This is a genomic window from Pseudonocardia sp. ICBG162, from assembly GCF_020496225.1.
Classification (GTDB): domain Bacteria; phylum Actinomycetota; class Actinomycetes; order Mycobacteriales; family Pseudonocardiaceae; genus Pseudonocardia; species Pseudonocardia alni.
This window is the reverse complement of sequence record NZ_JAHLJD010000023.1, coordinates 278,588-300,640: the sequence shown is the minus strand read 5'-3', so window position 1 is coordinate 300,640 and position 22,053 is coordinate 278,588. Positions and strand designations below refer to the sequence as shown.

At 74.8% G+C, this 22,053-nt stretch carries 18 protein-coding genes; 11 read left to right on the top strand and 7 right to left on the bottom strand.

Going from position 1 to position 22,053, the window contains the following annotated elements; translation table 11 throughout:
• Positions 1-46: 46 nt before the first annotated feature.
• Positions 47-928 (bottom strand): hypothetical protein, encoded by an 882-nt coding sequence (locus KPL60_RS23795; RefSeq protein WP_226355191.1) that lies wholly within the window; start codon positions 926-928, stop codon positions 47-49.
• Between the two features lie 188 nt (positions 929-1,116).
• Between KPL60_RS23795 and KPL60_RS23790 the strand changes: the two genes are divergently transcribed.
• Positions 1,117-1,941, top strand: a complete 825-nt coding sequence (locus tag KPL60_RS23790) for a siderophore-interacting protein (RefSeq protein WP_226367255.1) — start codon at positions 1,117-1,119, stop codon at positions 1,939-1,941.
• 7 nt (positions 1,942-1,948) lie between these two features.
• Here the strand turns inward: KPL60_RS23790 and KPL60_RS23785 are convergent, their stop codons facing one another.
• The gene (locus KPL60_RS23785) at positions 1,949-2,695 is read right to left on the bottom strand and encodes an SDR family oxidoreductase (protein WP_226367254.1); all 747 of its coding nucleotides are present in this window, start codon (positions 2,693-2,695) and stop codon (positions 1,949-1,951) included.
• A gap of 71 nt (positions 2,696-2,766) precedes the next feature.
• Between KPL60_RS23785 and KPL60_RS23780 the strand changes: the two genes are divergently transcribed.
• The 7 genes from KPL60_RS23780 to KPL60_RS23750 all read left to right on the top strand — a co-directional run bounded on the left by KPL60_RS23780 (position 2,767) and on the right by KPL60_RS23750 (position 14,899).
• On the top strand, positions 2,767-3,387 hold the full coding sequence (locus KPL60_RS23780; RefSeq protein WP_226367253.1) for a TetR/AcrR family transcriptional regulator: 621 nt from the start codon (positions 2,767-2,769) through the stop codon (positions 3,385-3,387).
• A gap of 207 nt (positions 3,388-3,594) precedes the next feature.
• Positions 3,595-7,239 carry a transcription-repair coupling factor gene (gene mfd / locus KPL60_RS23775; protein ID WP_226367292.1) on the top strand — a complete coding sequence of 1,215 codons (3,645 nt, stop codon included), beginning with the start codon at positions 3,595-3,597 and terminating at the stop codon, positions 7,237-7,239.
• Positions 7,240-7,502: 263 nt separating this feature from the next.
• On the top strand, positions 7,503-8,690 hold the full coding sequence (locus tag KPL60_RS23770; RefSeq protein WP_226367252.1) for a type III PLP-dependent enzyme: 1,188 nt from the start codon (positions 7,503-7,505) through the stop codon (positions 8,688-8,690).
• Positions 8,687-12,256, top strand: coding sequence for a S41 family peptidase (locus KPL60_RS23765; RefSeq protein WP_226367251.1), 3,570 nt, complete (start codon positions 8,687-8,689; stop codon positions 12,254-12,256). The genes KPL60_RS23770 and KPL60_RS23765 overlap by 4 nt, the downstream gene beginning before the upstream one ends.
• Positions 12,257-12,269: 13 nt before the next feature.
• Positions 12,270-13,193 (top strand): SurA N-terminal domain-containing protein, encoded by a 924-nt coding sequence (locus KPL60_RS23760; protein WP_226367250.1) that lies wholly within the window; start codon positions 12,270-12,272, stop codon positions 13,191-13,193.
• On the top strand, positions 13,193-14,119 hold the full coding sequence (locus KPL60_RS23755; RefSeq protein ID WP_226367249.1) for a MazG family protein: 927 nt from the start codon (positions 13,193-13,195) through the stop codon (positions 14,117-14,119). The genes KPL60_RS23760 and KPL60_RS23755 overlap by 1 nt, the downstream gene beginning before the upstream one ends.
• 42 nt (positions 14,120-14,161) lie before the next feature.
• Positions 14,162-14,899 carry a lytic transglycosylase domain-containing protein gene (locus KPL60_RS23750; protein ID WP_226355199.1) on the top strand — a complete coding sequence of 246 codons (738 nt, stop codon included), beginning with the start codon at positions 14,162-14,164 and terminating at the stop codon, positions 14,897-14,899.
• A gap of 12 nt (positions 14,900-14,911) precedes the next feature.
• Here KPL60_RS23750 and efeB read toward each other — a convergent pair whose 3' ends face one another.
• The 4 genes from efeB to KPL60_RS23730 all read right to left on the bottom strand — a co-directional run bounded on the left by efeB (position 14,912) and on the right by KPL60_RS23730 (position 18,705).
• Entirely contained in the window at positions 14,912-16,147 is a 1,236-nt protein-coding gene (efeB, locus tag KPL60_RS23745) for an iron uptake transporter deferrochelatase/peroxidase subunit (protein WP_226355200.1), read from the bottom strand.
• The gene (gene efeO / locus KPL60_RS23740) at positions 16,144-17,292 is read right to left on the bottom strand and encodes an iron uptake system protein EfeO (RefSeq protein WP_226367248.1); all 1,149 of its coding nucleotides are present in this window, start codon (positions 17,290-17,292) and stop codon (positions 16,144-16,146) included. The genes efeB and efeO overlap by 4 nt, the downstream gene beginning before the upstream one ends.
• Before the next feature lie 44 nt (positions 17,293-17,336).
• Positions 17,337-18,161: an iron uptake transporter permease EfeU gene (gene efeU / locus KPL60_RS23735; protein WP_226367247.1), complete on the bottom strand. Its 825-nt coding sequence runs from the start codon at positions 18,159-18,161 to the stop codon at positions 17,337-17,339.
• A 133-nt stretch (positions 18,162-18,294) separates the two neighbouring features.
• Positions 18,295-18,705 carry a tetratricopeptide repeat protein gene (locus KPL60_RS23730; RefSeq protein WP_226367246.1) on the bottom strand — a complete coding sequence of 137 codons (411 nt, stop codon included), beginning with the start codon at positions 18,703-18,705 and terminating at the stop codon, positions 18,295-18,297.
• A 153-nt stretch (positions 18,706-18,858) separates the two neighbouring features.
• Here KPL60_RS23730 and eno point away from each other — a divergent pair, with 153 nt between their 5' ends.
• The 3 genes from eno to KPL60_RS23715 all read left to right on the top strand — a co-directional run bounded on the left by eno (position 18,859) and on the right by KPL60_RS23715 (position 21,452).
• Positions 18,859-20,154 (top strand): phosphopyruvate hydratase, encoded by a 1,296-nt coding sequence (gene eno / locus KPL60_RS23725; RefSeq protein ID WP_226355203.1) that lies wholly within the window; start codon positions 18,859-18,861, stop codon positions 20,152-20,154.
• 256 nt (positions 20,155-20,410) lie between these two features.
• Entirely contained in the window at positions 20,411-20,923 is a 513-nt protein-coding gene (locus KPL60_RS23720) for a septum formation initiator family protein (RefSeq protein ID WP_226367245.1), read from the top strand.
• A gap of 4 nt (positions 20,924-20,927) precedes the next feature.
• Positions 20,928-21,452 (top strand): DUF501 domain-containing protein, encoded by a 525-nt coding sequence (locus KPL60_RS23715; protein WP_374203831.1) that lies wholly within the window; start codon positions 20,928-20,930, stop codon positions 21,450-21,452.
• Here KPL60_RS23715 and KPL60_RS23710 read toward each other — a convergent pair.
• Positions 21,449-22,039 carry a TetR/AcrR family transcriptional regulator gene (locus KPL60_RS23710; RefSeq protein ID WP_226367244.1) on the bottom strand — a complete coding sequence of 197 codons (591 nt, stop codon included), beginning with the start codon at positions 22,037-22,039 and terminating at the stop codon, positions 21,449-21,451. The two genes, KPL60_RS23715 and KPL60_RS23710, sit on opposite strands and share 4 nt — an antisense overlap.
• Positions 22,040-22,053 lie beyond the last annotated feature (14 nt).

Here is a 22,053-nt window from a genome sequence, read left to right as displayed (position 1 = left end):
ACGGTCCGGCACCTCGCGGTACCGGGCCGTCGGGAGAGCGGCGGGCTCAGGCGTTCGTGAGTGCGTCCTCGAACTCCTCGGCCTTCAGCGGGGCGAGGTCGGAGACCCGCAGGAAGTCGCCCAGCGTGGTGCCGGTCGCGCCCGAGTCGACGTTGCGCGGGCCGCGGCCGGCCCGGACGTCGTCGAGGTTGATCGTGCGCAGGTCGTAGGAGAACCGGGTGACGTCGGAGGTGTTCGGCGCCGACGCGTGCAGGTGGTTCGACGAGAACATGAACACGTCACCGGACTGCCCGGCGATCCGGATCTCGCCGCGGGACTCGAAGTCCTCCAGCGGGAGCGGGTGCGGACGGGTGTCGGTGGTCTTCTCACCGGCGGCCGCGGTGCGGTGCTTGGCGACCCACTCGTCGTAGTCGTACTGGTTCGAGCCGTTCTTCACGGGACGGTCGAAGTAGTCGGTGTACATGCTCATGACGTTGTCGCCGACGACGTCGAACACCGGGGTCCAGTAGTTCACGAGCTGCTGCGGGTGGCCATACCACATGTCGCGGTGCGCCTTGTAGTTGTAGGACACACCGGCGGTGAGGAACTGGTCGGCCGGGATCACGCGCAGCCGCGGGATGTCGAAGTAGGTGCGCTCGGGGTCGACGCCGAAGTCGACGGCGAACTGCTGGCAGAGCGCCTTGGTCCGGTCGCCGTTGGTGAACTCGCGCTTGAGCGGCTCGACGCGGCGGACGAACTCGTCGACGTCCATCTCGTACTGGGCCCGCTCCGGGTCCAGGCCCTCGAAGGCCTGACCGATCAGGTCCTTGGCGTGGTCGGCGAGGGCGTTCGCGCCGCCGATCCCGCTGTAGAGGTGGAAGTCGCCCCGGAACAGGGACTCGCGGCGCGCGTCGTCGTCGATCCGGCGGTTGAGGTAGACCGTGATCACCGCTTGCTCCTCCGTGCTGGCTCGGGGGCGGAACCCGCCTGACGCCTGTCGACGCTAGCGCACACGATCGGGTGACCCTCTACGATGCGACGTAGTAGTCGCGCCGTGTGACACCGTGTCCGGAAGATCCGTTTGGTGTGGTCCGCTCCGTCGTGGTTAGCTGAGCCTCACCTATGGAGGAGGCGGCGATGTCGGTCGTGACCGAGGACCGGACGGCGGTCCGTGTGGTGGGTCTGCAGCGGCTCTCGGACGTCTTCGTCCGGGCCGAGCTCGAGGGGGAGGGGCTCGCCGGTCTCGGCCTGCCGGGCGTCCCCGACGAGGCCTGCGTCTTCCACTTCCCGCTGCCCGACGGCGGCCGCGACGACCACGGTCGCTGGTACACCCTGCGCGAGGTCAGCCCCTGCCGCACCCGCGCGTCCATCGACCTGGTCTGTCACCCCGGCGGGGTCGGCGCGGGCTGGGCCCGGCGGGCCTGCGTCGGTGACGAGATCGAGGTCTCGCACTCGAACAGCTGGTTCAAGCGCCCGGCCGGCGTCGGCTGGCAGATCCTCGTCGGCGACGCGGCCGCGCTCCCGGCGCTCGCCCGGATCGTCACCGAGACCCCCGAGGGCATCGACACCGAGGTCGTCCTGGAGATCGACGAGGTCCCGGCCGACTTCCCCGCGCGGGCGCGGGTCCGCCGCGAGCCCGCGAGCGAGACCGGCAGCCGGCTGGGGGAGATCGTCGCCGGGCTGGTGCTGCCGGACGGGCCCGGCTACGTCTACGTGGGCGGTGAGGCGTCCGCGACCCGCGCCGCCCGCAAGCACCTGCGCCACGAGCGCGGCCTGCCGCCCGGCGCCTACGGCGTGCTCGGCTACTGGCGTCGTGACGCCGACACCTTCCGTCGCACCTGGCAGGCCAACCAGGAGCGCTTCGAGAAGGCCTACGCCGACGCGGCCGCCGCCGCCGGGGGCGACGACGAACGGATGCTCGACCTCTACGAGGCGACCCTGGAGCGCGACGGGCTGCTCTGAGCCGGGCTCACGCCTGCGCCGTCGGCCGGACGACGACCTGGTTCACGTCGACCCCGGCGGGCTGTTCGAGCGCGAACGTCACGGCGCGGGCGAGCGCGGCCGGGTCCAGGGCCATCTCGTCGCGTCGCGCCCGGTAGTCCGCGCGCAGCCGCTCGTCGCCGATGCCCTCGACGAAGTCGGTTGCCACGAACCCGGGCGAGATCTCGGTGACCCGCAGCGCCGGCCCCGCCTCCTGGCGCAGTCCCTCGCAGAGCGTCCGGACGGCGTTCTTGGTGGCGGCGTAGACGACCTGGCCGGGGACGACGCGCAGCCCCGCGGTCGAGACGACCACGACCAGGTGGCCCGCCTGCTGGGCGCGGAAGACCGGCAGTGCCGCGGCGAGCCCGTAGAGGACGCCGCGCAGGTTGACGTCGATCATCTCCTCCCACTCGTCGACCCGCAGCTCGTCGAGCGGGCGGACCCGGCCCACGCCCGCGTTCGCCACGAGCACGTCGAGCCGGTCGAACTCGGCCCGCGCGCGGTCGACCAGTGCCATGTGCGCGGCCCGGTCGCGCACGTCCATCGGCACCGTGACCGCGGTCCCGCCCGCGGCGCGCACGCGCTCGGCGACGGCCTCCAGGCGGTCCGCCCGGCGGGCCCCCAGGACCAGGTGTGCCCCGCGGGCGCCGAGCTCGACCGCGGTGGCCGCGCCGATGCCCCCGCTCGCGCCGGTGACGGCGACGACCCTGCCGGTGATGGTGTCCTGCGTGTCCACGGTGTCCCCCGTCTTGAAGTGATAACCCACTTACACGCTAATGTGATAGGTTCATCACGGCAAGGAGGGGCATGGCCCGGCGCGCGACGTTCCATCACGGTGACCTGGCCGGTGCCCTGGTGCGGGAGGGCGTCGGCCTGCTCGCCGAGGTCGGCCTGCGGGGGTTCTCGGTCGCGACGCTGGCCCGCAGGCTGGGGGTGAGCACGGCCGCGCCCTACCGGCACTTCGCCGACCGCGACCGGCTGCTGGCCGCGGTCGTGACCCTGGCCGCCGGGGAGCTGGCCGACGCGATGGAGGCGGCGGCCGGACGGGCCGGTGACGACCCGGTCGCGCGGCTCGCCGTCGCGGGCGGTGCCTACGCCCGGTTCCTCGCCGACCGCCGGGTGGGGCTCGACCTCGTCTACGGGGCCGAGCTCCGGGCGCTGGGCGACCGGGAGCTCGCGGCCGTGGGGCGCCGGATCGTCGACGTCCTGCTCGGGCCGGCCCTGGAGCTCACCGACCCGGTCGCCGCGGTGCCCCTGATGGAACGGGTGGTCGCGGTCGCCCACGGCTACGGGGCGCTGGACGCGGACGGCTTCCTCGCCGACGCCCGGGTCGGGGGCGGCGGGACCGCCGAGCGTGCGGAGGCCGCGGTCGCGGCCGTCGTCCGCGGCACGGCCGGGACGTCCCCGTCCCCGGCGGGCGGCCCGTGAGGCGGGCGGGCCCGGACGTGCCGCGGCACACGGACGCCTCGGTCGGCGCCCGCGTGGGCCAGGCGTAAACTCGGAGGCCGGCACCCCGACCGGGTCGGGAGCCCTACCGCGACCCGGGCAGGGGTCTGTCCCGCCCGCGGCCGGCCCCCGTCGCCGCGCGCACCGCCAGCCCACCTCCACCGAGGAGCCAGCGCCGTCGTGGCCATCCTGTCCGGTCTGCTCACCTCCGCCCTGTCCGACGCCGGTCTCCGTGCCGCCGTCGACGCCGCCCGTGCCGCGGACACCCGCGCCGGTGAGACCCCTACCGTGCAGGTCGAGGGCCCCTCCGCGGTGCGCCCGCTGCTCGCCGCCGGGCTCGCCGAGACCTCCACGGTGCTCGCCGTGACCGCCACCGACCGGGAGGCGGAGGACCTCGCGGCCGCGGTGTCGGACCTGCTCGGCCACGGCGAGGCGCTCGATTCCGCCGCCGACACCGTGCACGACTGCGCGGGCGCGCCGGTCGTCGTACTGCCGAGCTGGGAGACGCTGCCGCACGAGAAGCTGTCCCCGCGCCCGGACACCGTCGCCCGCCGGCTGACGATCTTCCACCGGCTCTCCTCGGCGGAGACCGCCCCGCGGGTGGTCGTGACCGCGGCGCGCAGCCTGATCCAGCCGGTCGCGCCCGGGCTGGGCACGCTCGCCCCGGTGACGCTGGCCGTCGGCGAGGAGTACGACTTCGAGCAGCTCCTGGTGCGGCTGGTCGAGCTGGCCTACAGCCGCGCCGAGATGGTCACCACCCGCGGCGAGTTCGCCGTGCGCGGCGGCATCCTCGACATCTTCCCGCCGACCGCCGAGCACCCGGTGCGCGTCGAGTTCTGGGGCGACGAGGTCTCCGAGGTGCGGTCGTTCTCCGTCGCCGACCAGCGCTCGGTCGGCGAGGTCACGCGGATCGACGTGCCGCCGTGCCGCGAGCTGCTGCTCACCACCCCGGTGCGCGAGCGGGCCGGTGAGCTGGCCCTGGAGCAGCCCGAGACCGCGGGCCTCAACCGCAACCCGCTGCGCGAGCTGCTGGAGAAGCTGTCCGAGGGCATCCCCGGTGAGGGCATGGAGTCGCTGATCCCGGCGCTGGTCGGTGGGGAGATGCAGACGCTCACCGACCTGCTCCCGGACGGGACGCGGGTGCTGCTCGCCGACCCCGAGCGCATCCGGACCCGCTGCGCGGACCTCGTGCGCACCGGGCAGGAGTTCCTGGAGGCGTCCTGGCTGGCGTCCGGCTCCGGCGGCGAGGCCCCGATCGACGTCTCCGGGTCGGCCTACCGCGACCTGCGCGTCACGCTGGACCACGCGACGGCGACCGGTCGCCCCGTGGTCTCGCTGTCGCCGCTGCTGTCGGGCGCCGACGACGTCGTCGTGGCGGGTGTGCACGAGATCGAGCCCTACCGGGGCGACACCGACCGCGCGCTGACCGACCTGCGCGCGCACGTCGCCACCGGCGGCGCCGCGGTGCTCGTGCTGGCCGGGCAGGGCACCGCCGACCGCTCGCTGGAGCAGCTGCGCGAGGCCGAGGTCCCCGCCTCCGCCGTCCCGGTGCTCACCGACGCCCCGGAGAAGGGGATCGTCACCGTCACCTGCGGGCGCGTGCTGAACGGGTTCACCGCGCCGGAGGTCGGGCTGGTCGTCGTCTCCGAGGCCGACCTGACCGGCAGCCGCGCCGGGCTCGACACCGCGCCGCGCAAGACCACCCCGCGCAAGCGCAACGCCGTCGACCTGGCCGTGCTGCAGCCCGGCGACTTCGTCGTCCACAACCAGCACGGCATCGGGCGCTTCATCGAGATGAAGGAACGCACCGTCCAGGGCGCCACCCGCGAGTACCTGGTGCTGGAGTACGCCAGCTCCAAGCGCGGCCAGCCCGCCGACCGGCTGTTCGTGCCGACCGACGCCCTCGACGAGATCAGCCGCTACGTGGGCGGCGAGCAGCCCGCCGTCAACAAGCTCGGCGGCGGGGACTGGGCCAAGACCAAGAGCCGCGCCCGCAAGGCGGTCAAGGACATCGCGGCCGGCCTGGTGCAGCTCTACGCGGCGCGCCAGGCCTCGCCGGGGCACGCGTTCGGCGCGGACACCCCGTGGCAGCGCGAGCTCGAGGACGCCTTCCCCTACACCGAGACCCCCGACCAGCTCTCCGCGATCGACGAGGTCAAGCGGGACATGGAGCGTCCGGTCCCGACGGACCGCGTCATCTCCGGCGACGTCGGGTTCGGCAAGACCGAGATCGCGGTGCGGGCGGCGTTCAAGGCGGTGCAGGACGGCAAGCAGGTCGCCGTCCTCGTCCCGACGACGCTGCTCGCCACCCAGCACCTGTCGACGTTCTCCGAGCGGATGCGCCAGTTCCCGGTGACCGTGCGCGGGCTGTCGCGGTTCACCGACCCGGCCGAGGCGCGCGAGACGATCGAGAAGCTCGCCGACGGCACCGTCGACGTCGTCGTCGGGACGCACCGGCTGCTCCAGACCGGCATCCGCTACAAGGACCTCGGCCTGGTGATCGTCGACGAGGAGCAGCGCTTCGGCGTCGAGCACAAGGAGCACATCACCGCGCTCCGGGCGCACGTCGACGTGCTCACCCTGTCCGCGACGCCGATCCCGCGGACCCTGGAGATGAGCCTCGCCGGCATCCGCGAGATGTCGGCGATCACCACCCCGCCCGAGGAGCGGCACCCGACCCTGACCTACGTCGGCGCCTACGACGACAAGCAGGTCGCCGCCGCCCTGCGCCGCGAGCTGCTGCGCGACGGCCAGGTGTTCTACGTGCACAACCGGGTCAGCTCGATCGACCGGGCGGCCAAGAAGATCCAGGACCTCGTCCCCGAGGCGCGGGTCGCCGTCGCGCACGGGCAGATGAACGAGGACCTGCTGGAGCGGACCGTCAGCGCGTTCTGGCACCGCGAGTTCGATGTGCTGGTCTGCACCACGATCGTCGAGAACGGCCTGGACATCTCCAACGCCAACACCCTGATCGTCGAGCGCTCCGACACCCTGGGCCTGTCCCAGCTCCACCAGCTGCGCGGCCGGGTCGGGCGTGGTCGCGACCGCGGCTACGCCTACTTCCTGTTCCCGGCGGAGCACCCGCTCACCGAGACCGCGCACGACCGGCTCGCCACCATCGCCCAGCACTCCGAGCTCGGTTCCGGCGCGGCCGTCGCGATGAAGGACCTGGAGATCCGCGGCGCGGGCAACATCCTCGGCGCCGAGCAGTCCGGCCACATCGCCGGCGTCGGGTTCGACCTCTACATCCGCCTGGTCGGGGAGGCCGTCGCGGCGTTCCGCAAGCAGGCGGGCGGGGAGATCGGGGCCGAGCCGGAGGAGCTGCAGGAGGTCCGGGTCGACCTGCCGGTCGACGCGCACGTCCCGCACGACTACGTCGACGGCGAGCGGCTGCGCCTGGAGGTCTACCGCAAGATCGCCGAGGCGCCGGACGACGCCGCGCTCACCGCGATCGTCGAGGAGCTGACCGACCGCTACGGCGAGCCCCCGACCCCGGTGCGCAACCTGCTGGAGGTCGCCCGGTTCCGCCAGCTCTGCCGCCGCCTCGGCATCCGCGAGGTCGCCTCGGCGGGCACCCAGCTGCGGATCGGGCCGATGCAGCTGCCCGACTCCGCCCAGCTGCGGCTGCGCCGGCTCTACCCGAAGGCGCAGTACAAGGCGGCCGCGCAGGTCGTCACGGTGCCCAAGCCGGTGGCGGGCGGGCGGATCGGCGGCGCCGCGATGCGCGACGTCGAGCTGCTCGGCTGGTGCGCGGAGCTGCTGCTGCAGATCGTGCCGACCTCCACCCCGGTGCACAGCTCCGCCTCGTCTGACGCGGCCCCGACGCGGCGTTGACGCCGCGTTGATGAACACCGGGTGCTGCACGGAGGAACATCGGGTGTCGGCGTCCGTGCCGTTTCCGGGACGGAACGGGACGGACGCCGGCGAACCGGTCGCCGGAGTTGTCGGGATCAATCGCGCGACGTGGGTTCCCGTTTCTCCCGGTGATCCACGGCACCGCACGGACGTGATCCACACTGTTTTACGATCGGATCGACGGCATCCGAGATCGCCGTTTCCATCGTGAACTCCCCGTTTCCGGGAAAGAGGTGTGTCCGATGTCCGATCGCCGGCCCGTCTCCACCGATTCCGCCGAACTCTGCACTCCGTGCCTGGTGCTGGACCTGGACGCCGTCCGGGAACGGTACGCTGAATTCGGACGCGCACTTCCCGGCGCGGAACTGTTCTATGCGGTCAAGGCGAATCCGGCCCCGCGACTCGTCGCATTCCTGGTCGGCCTCGGCGCGCGATTCGACGTCGCCAGCCGGCCGGAGCTGGAACTGTGCCTGGCGGCCGGCGCGCGGCCCGCGGACATCTCCTACGGCAGCACCGTGAAGAAGGAACGCGACATCGCGTTCGCGCACCGCAGCGGGGTCCGCCGGTTCGCCGTCGACTCGGCCGCCGAGCTGGCCAAGATCGCGCGCTGCGCGCCGGGGGCGGAGGTGGTCGTCCGGGTCACCTGCACCGGCGCGGGCTCCTGCTTCCCGCTGGACCGCAAGTTCGGGTGCTCGCCGGCCGCGGCCGCGTCGCTGCTCCTCGACGCCGACGCGGCCGGGCTGCGCGCCGCGGGCGTGTCGTTCCACGTCGGCTCCCAGCAGCTCGACCCGGGGGCGTGGCGGGCCGGGATCGCCGACGCCGCGGAGGTGTTCCGCCGGGTCCGCGCCCGCGGGCTGCGACCCGACCTGCTCGACCTCGGCGGCGGCTTCCCCGCGCACTACGACGCGCAGGTCCGCCCGCTGTCGGACTACGGCGACGCGATCCGGGACGCGGTCGCCGCGGAGTTCGGCGACGACCGGCCGGAGCTGATGATCGAACCGGGCCGGGGCCTCGTCGCCGACGCGGGGACGCTCTACAGCGAGGTCGTGCTCGTGTCCGACCGGGACGGTGACGCCGGTCCGCGCTGGGTCTACCTCGACGTCGGCCGCTTCGGCGGGCTCGCCGAGACCGAGGGCGAGCTGGTCCGTTACCCGATCCGCACCGCGCACGACGACGGCCCCCGCTCCCCGGTCGTGCTGGCCGGGCCGACCTGCGACAGCGCCGACGTGCTCTACCGCAGGCACCCCTACCTGCTCCCCGACGACCTGTGCGCCGGTGACGTGGTCCGGCTGCTGCACACCGGTGCCTACACCGCCAGCTACTCCTCGGTGGGCTTCAACGGCTTCGCGCCGCTGCGCTGCGTCTGCACCGGGGACCCCGCCGCGGGCGGGTCCGGAATGTCGGTGCGTGCGGCTAACGTCGCCGTGTGAGCTTCCTGCGCCATCCCCATCTGTCGGGTGACACGCTCGTCCTGGTCGCGGAGGACGACCTGTGGACGGCTCCGGTCGAGGGCGGGCGGGCCCACCGCCTGACCGCGGACGGGGTGCCCGTCACCGCACCGCGCTTCTCGCCCGACGGCGGGTCCATCGCCTTCGCGTCCCGGCGCGACGGCGCGCCCGAGGTGTACCGGGTCGACGCCGAGGGTGGCACGCCCGCCCGGCTCACCTGGTGGGGCGAGGCGCCGACCCGCGCCGCGGGCTGGACCCCCGACGGCGCGGTGGTCGCGCTGTCCGCGCACGGGGACGCGACCTCACGGCTGTGGGCGTACGCGGTCCCGGCGACCGGCGGGGCACCGCGGCTGCTCCCGCACGGCACGCTCTCCGCGCTCGCCCACCAGCCCGGCGGACCCGCCGTGCTCACCCAGGTCGAGGGCGGGCGCGACGCGGCCCACTGGAAGCGCTACCGCGGTGGGCGCGCCGGCCGGCTGTGGCTCGACGCCGCCGGGACGGGGGAGTTCACCCGGGTCCTCGCCGATCTGGCCGGGCAGCTGGAGTGCCCCATGATCGTCGACGACGGGTCGGGCCCGCGGCTGGCGTTCGTCTCCGACCACGAGGGCTGGGGGAACGTCTACTCCGTCCCGCTCACCGACCCCGGCACCGACCTGCGCCGGCACACCGACCACGGCTCCGGCGGCGGCACCGACTTCTACGCCCGGCACGCGAGCACCGACGGGCGCCGGGTGGTCTACGAGTCGGCCGGGGAGATCTTCCTGCTCGACGACCTGTCCGCCGCCTCGCAGCCGCGCCGGATCGACGTCCGGCCCGGCGGGCCGCGGCGCGCCCGCGAGCCGTTCCGCGCGTCGCTGCCCACCGACCTCGGCCCGGTCCGGCCCGACCGCACCGGCCGCGCGAGCGTCGTGTCGGTGCGCGGCACCGTGCACCGCCTCACCCACCGCGACGGTCCCGCCCGCGCGCTGCTCGCCGAGCCCGGCGTGCGGGCCCGGCTCGCGCACCCGCTCGGCACGCACCGCGCCGTGTGGGTGGACGACGCGACCGGTGAGGATGCCGTGGTCGTGGCTCCGCTCGACCCGTACGCCCCGGCCGCCCCGGAGCGGGCGCGGTACGCCGCGGGCGGCATCGGGCGGGTCCTGGAGCTGGCCCCGGCACCGGACGGCTCCGCCGTCGCGCTCACCACGCACGACGGCAGGCTGATGGTGCTGCACACCGGCGCCGACCCCGCACCGGACCCGGCGCCCGGCCCCGACGACCGGCCCGACGACGGCGTGGTCGACGAGGCCGTCCCGGCCCGGGCAGTGGGGGAGCTGCGCGAGCTGCACCGCGGCACCGCGGGCGAGCCCTCCGACGTGTCCTGGTCACCGGACTCGGCCTGGCTGGCCTGGTGCGACCCGGCCCCCGAGGGGCTGTCGCGGATCGTGCTCACCCGGGTCGCCGACGGCGAGCACACCGAGGTCACCCCGGCCCGCTTCCACGACAGCGACCCGGTCTTCACCGCCGACGGCAGGCACCTGGCGTTCCTGTCCCGGCGGGTGTTCGACCCCAGCTACGACGAGCACTCCTTCGACCTGACCTTCGGCACCGGCTGGAAGCCGTTCCTGGTGCCGCTGGCCGCGCGGACGCCGTCGCCGTTCGGGGCGGGGCCGGACGGCCGCCCGGTGGACCCGGCCGACGAGGGCCCGGACGACCCGCCCGCCACCCCGCCGACGCCCCCGGCCCCGCCGGAGCCCGGCGACGAGCCCGAGCCGACCGGTGACGGGGCCGCCGACGGTGCGGGACGCGTGGTGGCCGCGGCGACCGGGGCCGGGGCGCAGGCCCGGGGCGGGGCGCGCGGCGGCCGTCGCCGGTCCGGGCGGGACGCCGACGAGGCACCGCCGGAGGTCGTCGTCGACGTCGAGGGGCTGGCCGACCGGGTCGTCGGCGTGCCGGTCGAGGCCGCCCGCTACACCCGGCTCGCCGCGGTCCGGGGCGGCCTGGTGTGGCTGCGGCTGCCCGGCGGCACCGGCGTGCTCGGCGACAGCCTCCCCGACGACGACGCCGAGCCCGACCGCGCCGTGCTGGAGCGGTTCGACCTGGCCCGGCGCACGGTCACCGTCGTCGCCGACCCGGCGTCGTCGTTCGCCGTGAGCGGCGACGGCACCCGGCTCGTCGTCCGGGACCGGGGCACGGTGCGGCTGCTGCGCGCCGACCGCGGCCACGCCACCGCCCCGGAGGACGACGCGGGCGGCGACGAGTTCACGATCGACACCCGCCGGCTCGTGGTCACCGTCGACCCGGTCGCGGAGTGGCGGCAGATGTACGACGAGACCGCCCGCCTCATGCGCGACCACTTCTGGGTCGAGGACATGGCCGGCGTGGACTGGGCCGCCGAGACCGCCCGGTACCGGCCGCTGGTCGACCGGGCCGGGAGCCACGACGACCTGCTCGACGTGCTGTGGGAGCTGCACGGCGAGCTCGGCACCTCGCACGCCTACGTCATGGGCGGCCGCGCCGGCGGCGACCCGACCGGGCGCCCCGGCCTGCTCGGCGCGGACCTGGAACCCGACCCCGGCGGCGGCCCGGGACGGCGGGTCCGCCGCGTCCTGCCGCCGGAGACCTCCGCGCCCGCCGCGCGCAGCCCGCTGTCCGGGCCGGGCGTCGACGTGCGGGCCGGGGACGTGCTGCTGGAGGTGAACGGACGCCCGCTCGACCCGCACTGGGGTGTCGCACCCCTGCTCGTCGCGACGGCCGGGAGCACCGTGGAGCTCACCGTGCGCTCCGGCCCCGACCGGTCCGATGCGGGCACCGTCCGCCGCGTCGCGGTGCGCCCGCTGCACTCCGAGGACGAGCTGCGCTACCAGGACCGGGTGGCCCGGCTGCGGGCCGAGGTCGCCGAGCGTTCCGGCGGGCGGCTCGGCTACCTGCACGTGCCGGACATGATGGGCTACGGCTGGGCCCAGCTGCACCGCGACCTCGCCCGCGAGACCGCGAAGGACGGCCTGCTGCTCGACGTGCGCGGCAATCGCGGCGGGCACACCTCGCAGCTGGTGGTGGAAAAGCTCGCCCGCCGCGTCATCGGGTGGGACCTGCCCCGCCACGGCGCACCCGCCACCTACCCCGAGCAGGCGCCGCGCGGGCCGGTGGTGACCCTGGCCGACGAGCGCTCCGGCTCCGACGGCGACATCGTCACCGCCGCCATCAAGCGGCTCGGGGTCGGCCCGGTCGTCGGGACCCGCACCTGGGGCGGGGTGATCGGCATCGACAGCCGCTACCGGCTCGTCGACGGCACCCTGGTCACCCAGCCCCGCTACGCCACCTGGTTCGACGACGTCGGCTGGACGATGGAGAACCACGGCGTCGACCCCGACGTGGAGGTGGTCGTGACCCCGCAGGACCGGGCGGCCGGACGGGACCCGCAGCTGGACCGGGCGATCGCGATCGCCCTGGCCCGGCTCGACGAGCACCCGCCCGCGCGGCCGCCGGACCTCGCGGGGCGGCCGTCGGCGGCCCGGCCCGCACTACCGGGTCGGCCGGGCGGGGGAGATCGGCACCACATCGCGTGAGAGGCTGACCGCCGTGCGCACTCGCAGGATCACCGCCGCCCTGCTGATCGTCGGGGCCGTCGCTGTCACCGGGGCCGGCTGCGGCACCGGACCGAGCCGGCTCGACTCCGCCGCGATCGTCGGCGAGACGTCGATCCCGCTCGCCACCGTGCAGCCCGCGATCACCTCGGTGCTCACCCGGCCCGGGCTGGTCGACGGTCTCAAGGCCCAGGGCGGGTCCGAGGCCGACATCGGGCGGGCCGTGGTGTCCCAGCTGGTGATCCGCGACCTGATCGGCCTGACCGCCCCGGAGCAGGGCGTCACCGTGTCCGACCAGCAGGTCGCCGCGGCGATCGCCCAGCAGGGCGGCGAGCAGGCGGTGCAGGAGTCGTCGCTGGCGGTCGGCGGTGCGCAGGCCGCCACCCGGGACGAGCTGACCCTGTCCGAGCTCGCCCGCCGCGAGCTTCCGCGGCTGTCGGTGACCGCGGACGTCGCGGTCGCCCAGGACCGGGCACAGGCCACCACGCTGGCCCGTGAGGTCGCCGCAGGCGGGCAGCGGGCCGAGGCGGCGCTGGCCGGTGCCGGCACCACCCAGCGCGGGCTCGCGATCCGCCCGGCCGAGACCCCGCAGGCCGCGCTCACCCCGCTGATCGGGATCCCGGCCGGCTGGGTCGCGGCGTTCCCGCTGGGCAGCGGCCAGGGCTGGGTCGTGGTCCGGGTGACCAAGCGCGACCTCGGCGCCCCCGCCCCGGGTGACGCGGTCGGCCAGCTGGACCAGCGCTCGCTGTCCGAGGCCGGGATCCGCATGCTCACCCCCACCGCGCTGCGCACCGGGGTGCAGCTCAACCCCCGCTACGGCGAGTGGGACCCGATCCAGATGCTCGCCGTGCCGACCGCCGAGGACGCCTCCGTGGTGTTCCCGGTCGCCGCGGGCAACCCGACCCCGCCCGCCCCCTGATGGCCGCGACGGTCGTCGTCTGCCCCCGGCGCGGGGCCGCACTCCCGGCCGCGGCGCTGCCGCTGCTGCGCTCCGCGACCGACGTGCTCGCCGTGCCCGGCCTCGACGCCGGCGCCGCCGCCGGTGCCCTCGACTGGACCGGCACCGACCCCGCCGAGCTCGCCGACGGCACGGTGCTGCTGGTCCCGGCGGGCCACCCCGCCGCCGCGCACCCCGGTGCGGTGCCGCCGCCCACCGGGCACGCGGTGCTCGACGCCGTCGCGGTGATGGACCGGCTGCGCTCGCCCGGCGGCTGCCCGTGGGACGCCGAGCAGACCCACACCTCGCTGCTGCGCTACCTCGTCGAGGAGTGCTACGAGCTCTACCAGTCCATCGAGGACGGTGACCGCACCGAGCTGCGCGAGGAGCTCGGCGACGTCCTGCTGCAGGTGCTGTTCCACGCCCGCGTCGCCACCGAGCACGACGGCGCCCCGTTCGGGATCGACGAGGTCGCGACCGGGCTGGTCGACAAGCTCGTCGGCCGCCACCCGCACGTGTTCGCCGCGGGGGAGCAGGTCGCCACCGCCGCCGACCAGGACCGCCGCTGGGACGAGCTCAAGCGCGCCGAGAAGCAGCGCGAGTCCAGCGTCGACGGCATCGCGACGGTCCAGCCGGCCGTCGCGCTCGCCGCGAAGCTGACCTCCCGCACCGCGAAGGCGGGGCTGCCCGCGGACCTGCTGCCCGCCGACGACGGCGCCGGCGCGGCGCTGTTCCGGCTGGCCGCGGCCGCACAGCTCGGCGGTGGTGACCCGGAGGCCGCGCTCCGCACGGCCGCCCGCGAGTTCGAGGCGCGGGTGCGGTCGGCGGAGAAGGCCGCCGCCGCGGACGGGCTCGACCCGCACACGCTGACCGCCGAGGACTGGCGCCGCTACTGGGACGGTCCCTGACCCCCACCCCGATCGGGTGATACCCGCCGGTAACGTGTGAGCGTGCGCACCCAGTCGCTGCTCGCGGCCATCGGCGGCATCCTGGCCCTGATCGTGCTCGTCTCGCTGGCGACCGGCCCGGACTTCGGGCCGTCGCTGCCCCGGACCCCGGTCGACCGGCAGTCCGCCCCGCCCGCGTCCGCGCCGCTGCCCGCGGGCACCGACGTCGTCGCGTGGGCCCGGGCGACCGCGGCCGAGGCCGACATCCCCGAGCGGACCCTGCAGGCCTACGCCAACGCCGAGCTGCGCCAGCGCGAGCGCACCCCGGACTGCCGGCTGAGCTGGGCGACGCTGGCCGGGGTCGGGCGGATCGAGTCCCGGCACGCGACCTTCCGCGGCGCCGAGCCCGGCCCGGACGGCCGCGTCGACCCGCCGATCATCGGCATCCCGCTGGACGGCACCGGCGGCACCCGCCGGGTGGCCGACACCGACGGCGGCCGCCTCGACGGCGACCCGGTGCTGGACCGCGCGGTCGGGCCGATGCAGTTCCTGCCCGGGACCTGGGCGCGCTACGGCGCGGACGGCAACGGCGACGGCGTCGCCGACCCCCAGCAGGTCGACGACGCCGCGCTCGCCGCGGCCGGGTACCTGTGCGCGAACGGGCGTGACGTCGCCGACGCCGACGACTGGTGGCGCGGGGTGCTCGCCTACAACGCCTCGGGCGACTACGCCCGCGACGTGTGGGCCGCCGCCGCGGACTACGCGCAGCGCACCGCCGCCCCCGCGCCGCCCGCCCCCTGACCCGGCCCGGGGTCAGGCGAGCAGTGCGCGGCCCCAGTGGTCGTCGCCCTCGGCGAGACCGGGCGGGACCGCGAACAGCGCCGAGCCGTTGTGCTCCAGGTACTCGCTGAGCGCGTCGGAGCGGGCCAGCCTGCGCTGCATCGGCACGTACTGGCGCTGCGGGTCGCGCACGAACGCCACGAAGAACAGCCCGGCGTCGAGGTGCCCGTGCCCGTCGGAGCCGTCGACGAAGTTGTAGCCGCGCCGCAGGATCCGCACCCCGCCGTTCTCCTGCTCGGAGGCGAGCCGGATGTGGGCGTCGTCGGCGATCACCGGGCCGGACGCGTCGGTCGCGGCCAGGTCGGCGGTGTCGAACTCGGCCTTCCCGGTCAGCGGTGCGCCCTCGCCCTTGTCCCGGCCGATGGTCCGCTGCTGGTCGTCGAGGTTGGACCGGTCCCAGTTCTCGATGTGCATCCGGATCCGGCGGGCCACCAGGTAGGAGCCGCCGCGCAGCCACTCCGGTCCCTCGTCGCCGACCCACACGTGCCGGTCCAGCAGGTCCGGCTCCTCGGCCTTGAGGTTGTTGGTGCCGTCCTTGAACCCGAACAGGTTGCGCGGGGTCGCCTGCCCGGTCGACGTCGACGACGTACGCCCGAACCCCAGCTGCGACCAGCGCACCTCGGTCACCCCGAAGCCCTCGCGGACGAGGTTGCGCACGGCGTGCACGGCCACCTGCGGGTCGTCGGCGCAGGCCTGGATGCACAGGTCCCCGCCGGAGCGGGCCGGGTCGAGCTGGTCGCCCTGGAAGCGGGGCAGCGTGGTGAGCGCGGCCGGGCGCCGGTCGGTGATGCCGAGCTTGTCGAAGAACGCCGGTCCGACACCGAAGGTCAGCGTCAGCGACGCCGCGGGCAGCCCGAGCGCCTCCCCGGTGTCGGCCGGGGCGGTGTAGCGGTTGGCGGGCAGTGCGCCGCCGTCGGCGGTCTCCTGGCCGGCCGTCATCCGCTCGGCCGACGCCGTCCAGCGCGCGAGCAGGTCGCGCACGGCGGCCCGGTCGGTGCTGGTCAGGTCGAGCGCGACGAAGTGCAGCCGGTCCTGGGCGGGGGTGACGATCCCGGCCTGGCGGTCGCCGCGGAACGCGACGGTGCCGTCGCCGGAGGCGGCCGCGTCGCCGGAGAGGCCGTACCCGGCGGCGACGCCCGCCCCGGCCAGTGCCACACCGGCACCGGTCAGGCCGAACAGTCGTCGCCGGGAGACGTGCAGCGGGCTCATGCGGTGACGGTGCCCGCGACCTTGCTGACCGGCTCGGCCAGCGCGTCGACGGCCGCCGCCATCTTCTTCGTGTCGTCCGGGGTCAGCTGGGTGTAGAGCTTGTAGCCGTCGCCGACGCGGTAGCCCTGGAGGAGCGTGTCGACGGCCTCGAAGCGCTGGTCGAGCACCGGGCCGAGCGTCGGGTCCTTCTGGTCGATCACCGGGCGCAGTGCGGCGACGGCGGCCTGCGAGCCCTCCACGTTGGCCTGGAAGTCCCAGAGGTCGGTGTGGGAGTAGCGGTCCTCCTCGCCGGTGATCTTGCCGGTGGCGACCTCGTCGAGCAGGCTCTTGGCGCCGTTGGCGAGCTCGGCCGGGGTGAGCTTCAGGCCGGGGATGCGGCCCTGGAGGTCCTTGGCGTCGGTGACCAGGGTGGCGGCGACCTGCGGGGAGTCGGCCTTGAGACCGTCGACCCAGAGGTCCTTCTCGAGCCGGTGGAACCCGGTCCAGGCGACGCCGGGGTCGCGCTCGTCGTCCTCACGGCCGTCGAGCTTCGGGTCGAGGTCGCCGAAGGACTCGGCGATGGGCTCGATCCGCTCGTAGTAGGTGCGGGCGACGGGGAACAGCGACTTGGCCTTCGCGACGTCGCGGGCCGAGACGGCGGCGGCGAACTCGGAGCTCTTGGTGACCAGCGCGTCGGACTGGGAGGACACGTAGCGCAGGTAGCCGGCGGTGGCGGCGGCGAGCTCGGCGTTGGTGTCGGTGGCGCGCTGCGCGGAGCCGGTCACGGTGAACGGGGCGCGGATGCCGTCGCCGGACATGCCCGGCTTGCAGGCGGTGGTGTAGGTGCCGCCGTCGGGGACCTCGACGATCAGGTCGCGGGACAGCCCGGGGCCGATGTTCTCGACCTCGCCCATGATCCGGTCACCGGTGGCGTAGAGGTAGAACTCGGTGACCTTGCTGCCGGCGTTGGTGATCCGGAACGTCATGTTCCCGGCGGCGGCCTCGGTGGCCGAGACCTCGCAGGCGGTGTCGGTGGCGTTGACCGTGATCGGGCCGCCGCCGCCCGGGCCCTGCGCCGTGGGAGCGGTCGAGGTGCAGCCGGCCAGCAGTGCGGCGGCGACGGTGAGCGACGCCAGGCCTGCGGCCGTGCGCGTGACGGGGGACATCGTGCGTTCTCCTAGAGGGGTCGACACCGTGGGCGGTGCGGGGTTCAGGCGTCGGCGGTGGCCGGGGCGCGACGGCGGGCCGGGCGCAGGAACAGCGCCAGGACCACCACGACGTAGACCGACCAGACGACCGCCTCGAGCACGGTCGTCTGCGGTGAGAAGTTGAAGATCCCCTTGAGCAGGGTGCCGTACCAGGAGTCGGCGGGGATCACGTCGCTGACGTCGAAGGCGAGTGTGGTCAGCCCCGGCAGGATCCCGGCCTCCTGCAGGTCGTGGACGCCGTAGGCGAGGATCCCGGCGGCCACGAAGATCAGCAGGAAGCCGGTGACGGTGAAGAACCGCCCCAGGTTGATCTTCAGCGCGCCGCGGTAGATCGCGTACGCGAGAGCGACGGCGATCGCGATGCCGATCAGGAACCCGACCAGCGGTCCGGCGGTCTCGCCCGCGGCCTGTGCGGCGGCGAAGAAGAAGATCGCGGTCTCCAGGCCCTCGCGGCCCACGGCGAGCGCCGCCATCACGACGACGGCCCACGGCCCCATCGACACGGCCCGGTCCAGGGCGCCCTCCAGCTCCCGGGACAGGGTCCGGCCGTGCGAGCGCATCCAGAAGATCATCCAGGTGACGAAGCCGACCGCGATGATCGAGAGCGAGCCGCCGAGTGCCTCCTGGGCCTCGAAGGTCAGCGCCTGCTGCGTGAGCGTCAGCCCGAGCGTGACGCCGACGCTGACCGCGACGGCGAGCGCGACGCCCGCCCACACCCGCGGCAGCTCCGAGCGTCGCCCGGTACGGACCAGGAAGGCCACCAGGATCGCCACGACCAGCGCGGCCTCGAGTCCTTCACGCAGCCCGATGAGCGCGTTCCCCAGCATGCGACCTCCTGCAGCCCAGTCACCGGTGGCAGTCGCCAGGTGAGGGTGAGCTGCCGGGCGGGAAGGCTAACCTCACCCGATCGGGCGGGGAAGTGTCGCGGGGCATTCGCCCCGGAAGATCCGTTTTCGCAGATCAGGGACGGTCGGGCGCGAGCGCGATGCGGGCCCGCACCTCGCCCAGCGCCTCCTGGTACTCCGGGCGCGGATCCATCGCCGAGGCGATCTTCAGCTGCGTCTCGGCCTCGCCGAGCCTGCCCTGACGCTGCAGTGTCTTGCCGAGTGCGAAGCGCGCGTAGTGGTCGGCCGGATCCATCTCGACGACCCGGACGAACGCCGCCTCGGCCTTCCGCAGCTGCGCCGAGTCGAGGTAGGCGCGGCTGGCGAGCAGGTGCACCGAGGCGTCGCCGGGCTCGTCCGGACCGTGTGCATCGAGGACGGGGCGGAGCGCGTCGAGCGCCTCGAGCGGGCGGTGCCGGGAGAGCAGCCGGTCGGCACGGCGGAACGCCGCGACCGGGTCCTGGTGGTTCGCACGGGGACTGCTCATGGTCACTCTTACGTTAGGTGCGATCCGGGCGGGATGCGAGGTCTTGACAGACCGCCGGTGCGGAGCAGGGTGACGCAAGCGTCCCCCGCCGGGGGCCCACCGGTGACTACGCTGACGCACCGGACGACACCCGCGATCAGAACAGGAGTCACGGTGGCGGTCATCGAGCAGGTCGGGGCACGCGAGATCCTCGATTCCCGGGGCAATCCCACGGTGGAGGTCGAGGTCGCGCTGGACGACGGCACGCTGGCGCGTGCCGCGGTCCCGTCGGGCGCCTCGACCGGCGAACACGAGGCCGTCGAGCTGCGGGACGGCGACAAGAACCGCTACGGCGGCAAGGGCGTCGAGAAGGCCGTCGCGGCCGTCCTCGACGAGATCGGGCCGGAGCTCGTCGGCGTCGAGGCGGTGGACCAGCGACTGGTCGACCAGCGCCTCGTCGACCTCGACGGCACCCCGGACAAGTCGAAGTTCGGCGCGAACGCCCTGCTGGGCGTGTCGCTGGCCGTCGCGAAGGCCGGGGCGGAGTCCTCGGGCCTGGAGCTGTTCCGCTACGTCGGCGGCTCCAACGCGCACGTCCTGCCGGTCCCGATGATGAACATCCTCAACGGTGGTGCGCACGCCGACACCTCCGTCGACGTGCAGGAGTTCATGGTCGCGCCGATCGGCGCGGAGACCTTCCGCGAGGCGCTGCGCTGGGGCGCGGAGGTCTACCACGCGCTCAAGTCGGAGCTGAAGGACAAGGGCCTGTCGACCGGCCTCGGCGACGAGGGCGGTTTCGCCCCCGACGTCAAGGGCGGCACCCGCGGGGCGCTCGACCTGATCGCCGCCGCCGTGCAGCGCGCCGGCTACACCCTGGGCACCGACGTCGTGCTGGCGCTCGACGTCGCGGCGACCGAGTTCCACGAGGCCGGCAAGTACTCCTTCGAGGGCAAGAAGATCACCGCGGACAAGCTGTCCGAGGTGTGGGCCGAGCTGGTCGACTCCTACCCGCTGGTGTCCATCGAGGACCCGCTGGACGAGAACGACTGGGACGGCTGGGTCGGCCTCACCGAGGCCATCGGCGACAAGGTGCAGCTCGTCGGCGACGACCTGTTCGTCACCAACCCGGAGCGGCTCGAGGACGGCATCGCCCGTGGCGCCGCGAACGCGCTGCTGGTGAAGGTCAACCAGATCGGCACCCTGTCCGAGACCCTCGATGCGGTGACGATGGCGCACAACGCGGGGTACCGCTGCATGATGAGCCACCGTTCCGGGGAGACCGAGGACGTCACCATCGCGGACCTCGCCGTCGCGACCGGCTGCGGTCAGATCAAGACCGGCGCCCCGGCGCGGTCCGAGCGGGTGGCGAAGTACAACCAGCTGCTGCGCATCGAGGAGCTGCTCGGTGACGCCGCCCGCTACAACGGCGAGCTGGCGTTCCCGCGCTACCAGGTGCCCGGCCAGAGCTGACGCTCCGGTCGTTCCCCCGTCGGTGACTAGGTGCCGCCCGGATCGTCTGCGGACGGTCCGGCGCGGCACCCCCACCGGTGCCCGATCGGGCGGCATGCTGGACGGGTCGCCACGGAGCGGCACGGGCGGCACTGACGGGTGAGGGAACCCGGGACGGACGGGAGGGTGCATGGCGGACCGTCGGGGACGTGGACGGGACGCTCGTGCGCGCACGACCGGCACGGGGCGTGGCCGTGCCGCGGCCAAGCCGCGGACCATGACCGCACGCTCGGCGCGGGCCCCCGCGTCGACGGGCGGCTCCGGCGCGCGGTCGCGGCCGGCCGGACCGCAGGGCGCCCGGCCCCGTCTGACCCGCGCCCGGTCCCGCGCCGGCGAGGTCGTCGCCCGCACGACCGGGCTGCTGGGCCTGTCGTCGACCAAGCGGGCCGCCATCCTGGCCATCGTGGTCTGCGCGCTCGCGCTGACCGTCGCGGTGCCGCTGCACAACTTCGTCGCCCAGCGCCAGGAGCTGGCCGACGTCTCCGACCGGCAGCAGGCGCTGGAGGCCGACGTGGCGCGGCTGTCCTCCGACCGCGCCCGGCTCTCGGACCCGGCTGAGGTCGAGGCCCAGGCCCGGTCCCGGCTCGGGATGGTCCAGCCGGGGGAGACCCCCTACGTCGTGCAGTTCCCGGCCCCGCCGGCGCCGGTCGTCGAGGACGGCCAGGCCGAGCCCGGCGTGCCCTGGTTCCACACCCTCTGGAACGACGTCACGGGCGACCCGCGACGATGAGGGCGTGAGCAGCACTCGTTCCCGTCCGCCCGGTCTGGAGCCGGGCCCGGTCGCCCAGGCCGACCTCGACGCCGTCGCCGACCAGCTCGGCCGCGCCCCGCGCGGGGTCCTCGCGGTCGCCTACCGCTGCCCGTCCGGGCACCCGGCGGTCGTGCAGACCGCGCCGCGGCTGCCCGACGGCACCCCGTTCCCGACGTTGTACTACCTGACCTGCGCCCGGCTGGCGTCGCGGATCGGGACCCTCGAGGCCGAGGGCCGGATGCGGGAGATGGAGGAGCGGCTGGCCGTCGACGACGAGCTGGCCGCCGCCTACCGCCGCGCCCACGAGACCTACCTCGCCGAGCGCGACGCCATCGAGCCGCTCGCCACGCACCCCGACGTCACGGCCGGGGGCATGCCGGACCGGGTCAAGTGCCTGCACGTGCACGTCGCACACGCCCTCGCCGCCGGGTCCGGGGTGAACCCGTTCGGCGACGAGGCCCTCGACGAGATCGGGGAGTGGTGGCGGTCCGGGCCGCCCTGCTCCTAGACCGGCTGCCCACGGTCCCGCCCGGCACGGAACGCGTCGACCGCGAGCCGGGCGAAGCGTTCCGCATCGCGTCCGCGGCTCGCCTCCGGTGCCGCGGCGAGACCGCGCCCGGCCCGCAGGACCAGGATCAGGTCGTCGACGGTGAAGTCGGGGCGCAGCGCGCCGCAGGCCCGCGCACGTGACGCGAGCCCGTCGATCATGCGCAGCAGCTCCCGCTGGTGGCCGGCGAGGAGGTCGCGGGCGGGCTCCGCGGCGGTGAACGCGTCGACGAAGCCCCGGTTCCGCACGTTCAGGGCGACGAGCCGGTGCACGACCGTGCGGAAGCCGCGCCACGGATCGTCGTCGGCGACCCCGTCGACGACGATCCGCCGGCACTCCTGCATCTCCTCGGCGAACGCCTCCCGGACCAGGTCGTCCCGGGTGGGGAAGCGGCGGTACAGCGTGGCCGGGCCGACACCGGCCCGCCGGGCGACCGCGCGCATCCCGACGTCGAGCCCGTCCTCGGCGAACAGGACGCGGGCCGCGGCGAGGATCCGGTCACGGTTGTCCTGCGCGTCGGCCCGTAGCCGAGTCGGCTCGCGATCCATCTCTCTCACTTCCA

Bases quoted from the DNA above. Each gene is read 5' to 3' on its own strand.
- efeU (WP_226367247.1), bottom strand. From the start codon at position 18,161: ATGCTGGGGAACGCGCTCATCGGGCTGCGTGAAGGACTCGAGGCCGCG.
- KPL60_RS23720 (WP_226367245.1), top strand. From the start codon at position 20,411: ATGACCGCACGCTCGGCGCGGGCCCCCGCGTCGACGGGCGGCTCCGGC.
- efeB (WP_226355200.1), bottom strand. From the start codon at position 16,147: ATGAGCCCGCTGCACGTCTCCCGGCGACGACTGTTCGGCCTGACCGGT.
- KPL60_RS23730 (WP_226367246.1), bottom strand. From the start codon at position 18,705: ATGAGCAGTCCCCGTGCGAACCACCAGGACCCGGTCGCGGCGTTCCGC.
- KPL60_RS23780 (WP_226367253.1), top strand. From the start codon at position 2,767: ATGGCCCGGCGCGCGACGTTCCATCACGGTGACCTGGCCGGTGCCCTG.
- KPL60_RS23755 (WP_226367249.1), top strand. From the start codon at position 13,193: ATGGCCGCGACGGTCGTCGTCTGCCCCCGGCGCGGGGCCGCACTCCCG.
- KPL60_RS23790 (WP_226367255.1), top strand. From the start codon at position 1,117: ATGTCGGTCGTGACCGAGGACCGGACGGCGGTCCGTGTGGTGGGTCTG.
- KPL60_RS23710 (WP_226367244.1), bottom strand. From the start codon at position 22,039: ATGGATCGCGAGCCGACTCGGCTACGGGCCGACGCGCAGGACAACCGT.
- KPL60_RS23770 (WP_226367252.1), top strand. From the start codon at position 7,503: ATGTCCGATCGCCGGCCCGTCTCCACCGATTCCGCCGAACTCTGCACT.
- efeO (WP_226367248.1), bottom strand. From the start codon at position 17,292: ATGTCCCCCGTCACGCGCACGGCCGCAGGCCTGGCGTCGCTCACCGTC.